The organism is Micrococcus sp. R8502A1, assembly GCF_006704135.1.
Classification (GTDB): Bacteria; Actinomycetota; Actinomycetes; order Actinomycetales; family Micrococcaceae; genus Micrococcus; species Micrococcus luteus.
This window is the reverse complement of sequence record NZ_VIGS01000071.1, coordinates 1-10,096: the sequence shown is the minus strand read 5'-3', so window position 1 is coordinate 10,096 and position 10,096 is coordinate 1. Positions and strand designations below refer to the sequence as shown.

Genomic DNA, 10,096 nt, shown 5'->3' with positions numbered 1-10,096 from the left:
TCTCTCCTACAACTCACCTAATGCGATCGTCGGCCGCGTCAGATGTGTATAAGAGCCGGGCCCTCCCCCTCCGGCCGCACCGTCCACCTGTCCACGTCGGGCGTGGACGCCCGCATCGCCCCCGACGAGTTCGGCGGGTTCGTCCTGGAGATCGGCGGGGCCGTCCAGTCCCACGTGGACCTGGCCGACCCCTTGCGCATTCGCTACGAGTACCTGCGCCGCATGGCCCACGTGCTCGACGGCGTCGCTCCGGCGGGCGCGCCGGTGCGGGTCCTGCACCTCGGCGCGGGCGCGCTGACCCTGCCGCGCTACCTCCAGGCGACCCGGCCCGGCTCGGAGCAGACGGTGGTCGACCTGGACCGGGAGCTCGTGTCCTTCGTGCTCGCCGAGCTGCCCCTGCCGGCGGGCACGGACCTCGTCTCCGTGGTCGCGGACGCGCGCCTGGCCGCCGTCGACCTCGCGCTGGACGGGGAGCGGTTCGACGCCGTCGTGCTGGACATCGGCACCGGCGAGGAGGGCGCCGAGCACCTGCGCGGCGCCGTGTTCTACGGGGAGCTGCTCGAGCTGCTGACGGCGGGCGGGGTGCTGCTGGTGAACATCGGCGACGACGCCGGCCTGCGCTTCCTGGGCGCCGAGCTGGGCGCCCTCGAGGAGGCGGCCGCCGAGGCCGGGGTGCCCGGCCCGTGGACGCTCGCGGACCAGGGGATGCTGGAGCGCCTGGACTGGGGCAACGTCGTGCTGGCCGCGGGGGCGCCGCTGGGAGAGGCCGGCTGCACGGAGCGCCTCGCCGCGGCGGGGCCGCATCCGGCGGCCGTGCTGGACCCGGCGGAGTCGGCCGCGCTGGCCGACCGCATCCGTCGCGCCTGAGGGCGGGCGCGGTGCTCAGAGCCGGGGGTCCTCCGCACCGGGGCCCGTCTGCGGTCGGGGCCACGGGTGGCCCCGGCGCTCCTCCGCCCCCTCGTTGAAACGCCGCAGGAGCCTGCTGAACTCGACGACGTCCTCGGCGGGCCAGGAGGAGACGATCTGCGCCACGTTGTCCGCGCGGGAGCTCAGCTCCGCGGCGAGGCGGGCGCGTCCCTCCTCCGTGGGACGGTGCAGCCGGGCGGAGCCGCCGTCGGGGTCCACCACCCGCTCGACGAGGCCGGCCTTCATGGCGGCGGCCACCTGCCGGTGGACGGTGGAGACGTCGAGGTCGAAGGCCTCGGCCAGCTCGGCGATGCTCATGGCCCCGCCCGCCTCCAGGCGGGCGAGCAGCACGGTGGCGCTGCGCTCCAGCGCGCTCGACCGGCCGTAGGGGGCCACCCCCTGCGTGGCCACCCGCAGCAGGAGCATGTGCTCGTACATGATCCCTTCGACCGGGTCGACCCACGCCCCCTCAGATGATTGCATCATGCAAACGATGCTACCTTTTGCATCATGCAAATCGCCGAGCAGGAACGCATCGCCTCCCCCACCTTCGTCCTCGCCTGGGTGGTCTCCTTCCTCCAGTTCCTCGCGTTCTACGCCCTCGTCACCACCATGGCCGTGTACGCGGTCCGGCAGTTCGCCGCCTCGGACGCCGGGGCGGGGCTGGCCTCGAGCGCCTTCGTCATCGGCGCCACCCTCAGCCGCGTGGTCACCGGCCACGTGGTGGACCGCTTCGGCAAGCGCCGCGTCCTGGTGGTGGCCCTGGTCGCCGTCGCGCTGTCCTGCACGCTCTACCTCGTCGCCTCCTCGCTGCCGGCCCTGGTGGCGGTGCGCATGCTCCACGGCGCCAGCTACGCCTTCGCCAGCACCGCCGTCATGGCCCTGGCCCAGGCGGCCATCCCCGACGGGCGACGCGCGGAGGCCACCGGCCACCTCGCGCTGGGCACCACCCTGGCCACCGCGATCGGCCCCGCCCTGGGGCTCTTCCTCGCCGGCTCCATCGGCTACGTGTGGCTGTTCCGGGCGACTCTGGGGATCACGGTGGTCAGCCTCGTGCTGGGCCTGCTGGTGCGCGAGGCGCCCGCCGCGGCGGGCGTCGACGGCGAGCGCGCCGCCGGCGAGGTCCCCCTGGAGCACCCCGCCCCCGCGGTGGGCTTCCGCCTGCGCTCCGTGCTGCACCCGGCGGTGCTGCCGATCAGTGGCTTCATGCTGCTGGTGGGCCTGAGCTACGCCGGGATCCTCACCTACCTGAACGCCTACTCGGTGGAGCGCGGGCTCACGGCCGGCGCCGGCCTCTTCTTCCTGGCCTACGCCGCGGCGATGCTCGTCATGCGCCTCACCCTGGGCACCCTGCAGGACCGCCGGGGGGACGACGCCGTCGTCTACCCCGCACTCCTCTGCTTCACGGCCGCGCTCCTGGTGCTGGCCTTCGCCACGCGCGACTGGCAGGTGGTGCTGGCCGGGGCGCTGAGCGGCCTCGGCTACGGCACGCTCATGCCCGCGGCCCAGGCGATCGCCGTGAACGCGGTGCCCTCCCACCAGCTCGGCGCCGGCATCTCCACCCTCATGCTGTTCGCGGACGTGGGGCTGGGCCTGGGCCCCGTGCTCCTCGGCGGACTCGTGGCCTCCGCCGGCTACGGCGCCATGTACGCGGCCCTGGCGGGTGTGCTGGTGATCGCCGCCGGGTACTACTTCGTGATGCACGGTCGCCGGCACGGGCGGCGGGGGACCGTGGCCCGCGCCTGAGTCCCGCGCGGTGACCGCGGGCTGTCGCCGCGGGCGGCGCTACCGGCGCCGCGCCGGCCAGGACGCAAGCGTGACGGCGGCGAGGGCGCCCAGGGTGCCCAGCACCGTCGTCGTGGTGACCGTGGATCCGTCGGTGGGGGCCACCAGGTCCACCATGAGGGAGCCCAGGAGGTTGCCCGAGACCAGGCCGAGGGTGGCGGCGAAGACGCCCAGGCGCGGGACGACCATGGCGCCCACCCCGATGAATACGCACCCCAGCGGGCCGCCGAGGTAGAGCCGCCAGTCGTGCGGCAGCGCGGGCATGCCGTGGCCGGAGGCCAGGACGATCCCGCCCCACACGATCCCGAGGAAGAGGACGCCGGCGGTGAAGTTGACCAGGGTCGCCGGGATGGCGGTGCCGTAGGCCGTGGTCTGACGGGCGTTGAACACCTGCTGTCCGGCGGTGGCCAGGCCGGCCAGCAGGGGCAGCAGGGCCAGCAGCGCCCAGCCGGGCCCGCCGCCGGCCTCGCCGAGCTTGGGCCACACCACGAGGGCGACCGCGGCCAGGGCGAGCGCCGCCCCCGTGAGGCGCCGCGGCGTCAGGCGCTGCACCCCGGCGGGGCTGAGCCCGAGCCGGTCCACGACCATCCCGCCGACCACCTGCCCGGTGACCACGGCGACCGTGAACACGGCCACGCCGAGGGGGCCGATCGTCGCGGACTGGGTGAGCACCAGGAGTCCGCCGATCACGCCCGCCACCGCGTACCACGGGCGCACGGACCCCGCGGCGAGGGCCGGGCGGATGCGGGCCAGGCCCCGGCGGCCCCGCGGCGTCAGCACGCTCACGAGCACCATGACGACCAGGCCCGCCGCGAAGGAGCACAGCGCGGCGAGGACGGGGTCGCCCGTCAGGTGGGCGAGGCGGGAGTTGATGCGGCCCTGCAGCGGCATCACGGAGCCGGCGGCCACCGCGAGCGCGAACAGCAGGGCGGTCGCCCGCGGGGAGGGGGCGTCCGGGCGGGCGGCGACGGCGGCCGGTCGGGAGCGGGAGGGTCCGCGCTCGGCGGACGGGGCAGAGGCTTCGGGTGGCATCCCCCCGTTGTACACCCCTAGGCCGCCAGGCGCGCCTCGAGCCCGGCGCGCACCGCGGGCCATTCCTCGCGCACCACGCTGAAGTAGTCGACGTCGGCGATCGTCCCGTCTGCCGCCGGACGGAAGCGGCGCAGAGTGCCCTCGAACGTCGCCCCCAGGCGGGCGATGGCGGCGTGTGAACGGGCGTTGCGGTGGTCGCAGCGCAGGGCCACCCGCTCCAGTGCCCATTCCTCGAACGCGTGCCCGAACAGCAGCAGCTTGCAGCCGGGGTTCACGGAGGTGCCCCACACCCGACGCGCGTAGACCGTGTGCCCCACCTCCACCCGCAGCCCGGGCACCAGGTCATAGAGGCTCGTGCGCCCCACCAGCTCCCCGCCCTGCTCGACGGCGAAGGCGAAGGTGCCCTCCCGCTCGATCAGCTCGGCGAGGTGCGCGGACATGGCCGCGCCGTCCACCGGCAGGGGCGCGCTGTTCCCCGCCCACATAGCCGCGTCGACGAGCTCGCACAGGGCGGGGCCGTCGTCGGGGGCAAGGGGGCGCAGGGTGAGGTCCCCGCGGGTGAGGACGATCTCGTGCTTCATGCACCCATCCTGTCAGCGGCCTCGGGGTGATCTCCCGGCACGACGAGACCGAGCGCCACGGACGAGGGCGTCGCCCGGGCGACCGGCCGGCTCAGAGCGTGGCGGACCGGCGGGCGGAGGCCCTCATGGCCGCGACCCGCTGCGCCACGGGGGCCTCCAGAGCGCCCGGCTGCAGGGCCGGGGCGAGGTCGGCGGCCACCTCTCGGGCGACCCCCTCGAGGGCGGAGGCGTCCTGGGCGACCCAGGCGCGCAGCGTCAGGTGCTCCCGCATCCACGCCGTGAGCGTCTGCTCGGACTCCGGGGTGAGGGTGAAGCCCGCCCCCGCCGCACCCGGGCTGGTGCGCTCCACGTCCAGGCCGAGCTCGCCCGCCAGCAGGGCGGCCAGGCCCTGGCGCAGCGGGGAGGCGCCGGTGCGGCCGGACTGGAAGGCGACGCGGACGTCGCGGTCGCGCAGGCCGTGCGGCGCCGCCGTCACGGCGAGCAGGCCGGTGTGCTGCGCGGGCAGGCCGAGGGCGGCACGGGCCGCGTCGTCGGCGACGACGGCGACCACACCCGGCAGGCTTGGGGCCTCGGCGAGGAACGTCTCGTAGGACACACCGGGCATCGCGGCCAGCACAGCGGCGGCCTCGGCGGTCAGGGACTGGGTGTCGACGGTGGTGACGGTCATGGATCCAGGGTGAATCGCGATTCACTGAGATGGGGAGCCGCGTCCACATTATGAGATTTGTAGCCACATGGTGAGACTCACGCCTGCCCCGACGTGCAGTACGCTGGCCCCATGCAGATGCACGCGCAGCAGTGGTGGACCGCCTGAGGGCGGCCCCGGTCATGCGCATCTGACACGACGAGCCGCTCGCCTGCCGGGCGGCTCCGTCATGAGCGGCTCCGGCGGGCCCCATCCCAGGAGGACCCCCGATGACCCACCGCAACCCCGAGGACAACGCCCTGAGAGGCGCCCCCGAGCCCCGCACCCTCGCCGAGGCCTGCGACCTCGTCACCACCCCGGACCTGGACGTCTCCGCGGACGGCATGTTCGGCCAGTATGGCGGCGCCCACCTGCCCCCGCAGCTGGCCGGCCCCATGGCCGAGGTCGCCCGCGCGTACGCCGAGGCGCGCCAGGACCCCGAGTTCTACGCCGAATACCGACGCCTGCTGCGCGACGCCGTCGGGCGCCCCTCCCCCCTGACCCCGCTGGACCGCCTCTCCGACGAGCTCGGCGGCGCACGGATCGTGCTCAAGCGCGAGGACCTGAACCACACGGGCGCCCACAAGATCAACCACACGATCGGCGAGGCGCTGCTCGCCAAGCGCATGGGCAAGCGCAGCCTGATCGCGGAGACCGGCGCCGGCCAGCACGGCGTGGCCCTGGCGACGGCGGCCGCGATGGTCGGCCTCGACTGCGAGATCCACATGGGTGCGATCGACGTGGCCAAGCAGCACCCCAACGTGGTGCGCATGCGCCTGCTCGGCACGAAGGTGGTCTCGGTGGAGCGCGAGGGCCGCTCCCTGAAGGAGGCCGTGGACTCGGCGTTCGAGGTGTACGCGGCGGACCCGGAGAAGTACCTGTTCGCGATCGGCTCCGTGGTGGGACCGCACCCGTTCCCCACGATGATCCGCGACTTCCAGTCCGTGGTCGGCCGCGAGGCCCGCGCCCAGTTCCAGGAGCGGTTCGGGGCGCTGCCGAGCGCCGTCGTCGCCGCGGTGGGCGGCGGCTCCAACGCGATCGGCGCGTTCACCGCGTTCCTCGACGACGCCGACGTCGCGCTCGTGGGCGTCGAGCCCGGCGGCCGCTCCGCGACCAAGGGCGAGCACGCGATGACCATGACCCAGGGCCGCGACGGCGTCCTCCACGGCATGGCCACCCTCGTCCTCGCCGACGACGACGGCACCCCGGATCCCGTGCACTCGATCGCCTCGGGCCTGGACTACCCGGGCGTCGGTCCACAGCACGCCCACTTCGCGAGCGTCGGCCGCGTCCGGTACGTGGCCGAGGACGACGCGGCCGTGCTCGACGCGTTCCAGCGGCTCACGCGGCTCGAGGGCGTCATCCCCGCGCTCGAGTCCGCGCACGCCGTGGCGCACGCGATCCGCCTCGCCCCGCAGATGGGCCGGGACGCGCGGATCCTGGTCAACCTCTCCGGCCGCGGAGACAAGGACGTGGACTACGTGGCCGAGAAGCTCGGGCTCACGGGCGAGGCGGACGAGGTCGTGCGGTGAGCTGAGGCGGCGGCCCGGCGTCGCCCCCGGTCAGCGCGTAGCCTGGCTGCCGTGATGACCCTGATGTGGGGCGCGGTCGCCGCGTCCTCCCTGCTCGTGGGCGCCGTCCTGGCGACCCTGCGCCGCTGGCACATGGGCACGATCGGACTCGTGCTCGCCTTCGGCGCCGGCGCCCTGATCGCGTCCGTGTCCTTCGAGCTCGCGGAGGCGGGCGTGCAGGCGGCCGGACCTGCCGCCGTCGGCATCGGGTTGACGCTCGGCGCGGCCGCCTACTTCCTCGGCGACCGTGCGGTGGAGCGCTCCGCCGCGAGGTCCGGGGGCTCGTCCTCGGGTGCGGCGCTGACCGTGGGCGCGCTGCTGGACGGCATCCCGGAACAGCTCGTGCTGGGCATCGGGCTGGTCGCGGGCGAGGGCGTGTCCCTCGCGCTGCTCGTGGCGATCTTCATGTCCAACCTGCCCGAGTCCATCGCCGCCACGGCCGACTCCCTCGACGGCGGCAAGACGCGCCGCCACCTGCTGATCCAGTGGTCGCTCGTGGCGGTGGTCTGCGCCCTGGCGACGTGGGGCGGCGGGCTGATCGCCGACGTCGCCTCCCCTGCCCTGACCGGCGGCATCCAGGGCTTCGCGGCCGGCGCCCTGCTGGTCATGCTGATCGACACGATGATCCCCGAGGCCCGAGAGAAGGGCGGGGAGAAGGCCGGGCTGCTCACCGTGGTCGGCTTCGCGCTCGGCGCGTTCCTGTCCCTGGTGGTGTGACCGCCCAGGGACAGGAACGCCCGGCTCCGGTCACGGGGTGGGCATGCCGCCGGTCACCGGGATGGTCGCGCCCACCACATAGGAGGACTCCGGCGAGGCCAGGAACACGTACGCCGGGGCCAGCTCGGTGGGCTGCCCGGCGCGGCCCAGCGGAGTGGACTGGCCGAACTCCGGCAGGTCCTCCGACTTCTGGCCGCCGGAGGGCTGCAGCGGGGTCCAGATCGGCCCGGGCGCCACGGCGTTCACGCGGATGCCCTTCGGGGCCAGCTGCTGGCCCAGGGCCTTCGTGAAGGTGTTGATGGCGGCCTTGGTGGAGGCGTAGTCCACGAGCTGCGGCGGGGCCATGTAGGTCACCACGGACGTGGTGTTGATGATCGTGGAACCCGGCTTCAGGTGCGGCAGGGCGGCCTTGACCAGGCGGAACTGGGCCAGGATGTTGACGTCGAAGGTGGCCTCGAGCTGCTCGTCGTCGATGTCCTCGATCGAGTCCTGCGCCACCTGCTTGCCGGCGTTGTTCACCAGCACGTCCAGCCCGCCGAGCTTCTCGACCGCCTGGGCCACGAGGTCGGCGCAGAACGTCTTGTCGCGGAGGTCGCCGGGGATCCCGGCGGCGGTGCGCCCCTCCGCCTGCAGGACCCCGAGGACGTGCTGGGCGTCCTTCTCCTCCTCGGGCAGGTAGGTGATCACGACGTCGGCGCCCTCGCGCGCGAACGCGATCGCGGTGGCCGCGCCGATGCCGGAGTCGCCGCCGGTGATGAGTGCCTTGCGGCCCTCGAGACGGCCGGTGCCGCGGTAGGACTTCTCACCCAGGTCGGCCTTCGGCGTCATCTCCGCGTCCAGGCCGGTGCCGGGCAGCGTCTCCTCCGGCGGGCTGATCACGGGGTAGCGCTTCGTGGGGTCCTGCAGGGTGAGCTGGTCGGTGGTGGTGGTGTTCGCGTCGTCGTGCGCCACGGGGTGCTCCTCACGGTCTCGGGGCGACGCGCGGTCTGCGCGCCGTCCTCCGAGCGTAGGGAGCAGCCCCCCGGCGGCGCCACGGCTGACCGCCGGGTCGCCGGACATGCCCCACCCGCTCCCCCGGATGACGAGCCCTGCGATATGGCCCCTAAACCACGCGTTTAGGGGCCATATCGCAGGGCTCGTCGCGGGGCGTCGGGGCCGGGGCCGGGCGTCACAGCCCGCCGTGCACGAACTCCCCGCCCACGGCGGTGGCGACGACGTCGATCGCCGCGATCTGGTCACTCGGCACCGCGTGCGGGTCCTCGCTGAGCACCGTGAAGTCCGCGAGCTGGCCTGCGGCGAGCCGTCCCTTGCGGCCGCCCCAGCCGGTCGCCTCCGCGGAGCCGACCGTGTAGGCGTGCAGGGCCTCGGCCACCGTGAGCCGCTCCGCGTCCGGGCCGTACTGCTCGCCGGTCTCGGTGCGGCGCAGCACGAAGTCCTGGATGACCTCCAGCGGGCGGCCGCCGGCCACGGGACGGTCCGAGCTGCCGGGCAGCACCAGGCCCGCGCGCAGCAGCCGCCCGGCCGGGTACGACAGCGCGGCCCGCTCCGGCCCGATCCGCTCCCGCACCGACCCGCCGAACGCGCTGATGAAGTTCGGCTGGGTGGCCATCACGACCTCCAGCTCGGCCATGCGGGCCACCTGATCGTCGCGGACCACCCCGCCGTGCTCCACGCGGTGCGGCATCACGGGCCGCCCGAACCGGCCCCGCGCCTCGGCGATCACGTCGAGGGCGAAGTCGAGGGCGGCGTCGCCGATCGCGTGCAGGGCCAGCGCCCATCCGGCGGCCGCCGCACCGAGGCACGCCCGGCGCATCTCCCCCGCGTCCTGCTGCAGGTAGCCGCGGCCGTGGCCGTGGCCGCAGTAGTCCTCGGTCATCGCGGCGGTCTGGCCCAGCATCGACCCGTCCGTGAACACCTTCGCCGGCCCGATCTGCAGCCACTCGTCGCCCACCCCCGTGCGCACACCGGCGTCGAGGGTGAGGTGCGTGCCGTCGTCGGGATGGCCGTCCACCGGGTGCAGCGCGTCCAGGGTGACCATCGTCTGGAAGCGGGTGCGCAGCAGCCCCGCGTCCCGGGCGCGCTGATACGCGCCGAACTCGAGCGGGCTGTGCCCGATCCACCCGCCGGCCACCCCCGCATCCGTCACCGAGGTGATGCCCTCGGCCGCGTACTCCTGCGACGCCCGCGCCAGGCACGCGCCGATGTGCTCGTGGGACTCCGGCTGCAGCAGCCGGGTCACCAGGCTCATGGCGGTCTCCTCCAACAGGCCGGTGGGGCGGCCGGCGGCATCCGTGAGGATCCGCCCGCCCTCGGGCTGCTGCAGCACCTGCTCCCCCACACCGGCCAGGACCAGCACCGCCCCGGACACCGTGACGGCGTGGCCCGTGTTGTGGCGGATGAGCACGGGGCGCCCGGAGGCGGCGGCGTCGAGGCTGTCCCGGTCGGGCTGGGGGCCGGTGAGGTGGCCGGGGTCGAAGCCGGTGCACGTCACCCAGGCGCCAGGGTCGAGCTCGGCGGCGCGGGCGCAGACCCGGCGGTGGACCTCCTCCGCGGTGCGCGCGCCCTCGAGGTCCACGTCCAGCCGGGACTGGCCGAACCAGACGCTGTGCGCGTGGGCGTCGTTGAACCCGGCGAGGACGGTGCGCCCCCGCGCGTCGAGACGTTCGCGCGTCGCGAGGCCGTCCAGCTCCTCGTCCACCCCGACGACGACGCCCCGCCACACCCCCAGCCGCGAGGCCGACGGGCGGGCGGGGTCGCCGGTGATGAGCCGGGCGTTCTCCACGATCAGGTCGAGCTGCATGGGGCGGGTCTCCTGGGAC

10 protein-coding genes are annotated in these 10,096 nt (G+C 74.6%); 4 read left to right on the top strand and 6 right to left on the bottom strand.

What is annotated here, in order from left to right; translation table 11 throughout:
- The first annotated feature begins 48 nt into the window (after nucleotides 1-48).
- The gene (locus FLM69_RS10450; protein ID WP_141844160.1) at nucleotides 49-867 is read left to right on the top strand and encodes a spermidine synthase; all 819 of its coding nucleotides are present in this window, start codon (nucleotides 49-51) and stop codon (nucleotides 865-867) included.
- 15 nt (nucleotides 868-882) lie between these two features.
- On the opposite strand, the gene FLM69_RS10445 is transcribed toward FLM69_RS10450, so the two are convergent.
- Nucleotides 883-1,392 (bottom strand): MarR family winged helix-turn-helix transcriptional regulator, encoded by a 510-nt coding sequence (locus tag FLM69_RS10445; RefSeq protein ID WP_036318042.1) that lies wholly within the window; start codon nucleotides 1,390-1,392, stop codon nucleotides 883-885.
- A 24-nt stretch (nucleotides 1,393-1,416) separates the two neighbouring features.
- Between FLM69_RS10445 and FLM69_RS10440 the strand changes: the two genes are divergently transcribed.
- The gene (locus FLM69_RS10440; RefSeq protein ID WP_036318039.1) at nucleotides 1,417-2,652 is read left to right on the top strand and encodes an MFS transporter; all 1,236 of its coding nucleotides are present in this window, start codon (nucleotides 1,417-1,419) and stop codon (nucleotides 2,650-2,652) included.
- A gap of 39 nt (nucleotides 2,653-2,691) precedes the next feature.
- On the opposite strand, the gene FLM69_RS10435 is transcribed toward FLM69_RS10440, so the two are convergent.
- The 3 genes from FLM69_RS10435 to FLM69_RS10425 form a co-directional block, all read right to left on the bottom strand.
- Nucleotides 2,692-3,723 carry a DMT family transporter gene (locus tag FLM69_RS10435; protein ID WP_082836637.1) on the bottom strand — a complete coding sequence of 344 codons (1,032 nt, stop codon included), beginning with the start codon at nucleotides 3,721-3,723 and terminating at the stop codon, nucleotides 2,692-2,694.
- 17 nt (nucleotides 3,724-3,740) lie between these two features.
- Nucleotides 3,741-4,304, bottom strand: a complete 564-nt coding sequence (locus FLM69_RS10430; RefSeq protein WP_141844158.1) for a GNAT family N-acetyltransferase — start codon at nucleotides 4,302-4,304, stop codon at nucleotides 3,741-3,743.
- 91 nt (nucleotides 4,305-4,395) lie between these two features.
- On the bottom strand, nucleotides 4,396-4,971 hold the full coding sequence (locus FLM69_RS10425) for a GIY-YIG nuclease family protein (protein WP_063189372.1): 576 nt from the start codon (nucleotides 4,969-4,971) through the stop codon (nucleotides 4,396-4,398).
- Nucleotides 4,972-5,219: 248 nt separating this feature from the next.
- Here FLM69_RS10425 and trpB point away from each other — a divergent pair, with 248 nt between their 5' ends.
- On the top strand, nucleotides 5,220-6,521 hold the full coding sequence (gene trpB, locus FLM69_RS10420) for a tryptophan synthase subunit beta (RefSeq protein ID WP_197458574.1): 1,302 nt from the start codon (nucleotides 5,220-5,222) through the stop codon (nucleotides 6,519-6,521).
- Between the two features lie 54 nt (nucleotides 6,522-6,575).
- A complete protein-coding gene (locus FLM69_RS10415) occupies nucleotides 6,576-7,277 on the top strand; it encodes a ZIP family metal transporter (RefSeq protein ID WP_036337122.1) in 702 nt (233 codons plus the stop codon).
- 30 nt (nucleotides 7,278-7,307) lie between these two features.
- On the opposite strand, the gene FLM69_RS10410 is transcribed toward FLM69_RS10415, so the two are convergent.
- Together FLM69_RS10410 and FLM69_RS10405 are read right to left on the bottom strand one after the other, a co-directional pair.
- Complete coding sequence (locus FLM69_RS10410) at nucleotides 7,308-8,228, bottom strand: SDR family oxidoreductase (RefSeq protein WP_036382428.1); 921 nt, start codon at nucleotides 8,226-8,228, stop codon at nucleotides 7,308-7,310.
- A gap of 217 nt (nucleotides 8,229-8,445) precedes the next feature.
- On the bottom strand, nucleotides 8,446-10,096 hold a 1,651-nt coding region (locus FLM69_RS10405), incomplete at its 5' end, for an amidohydrolase (protein WP_255502830.1).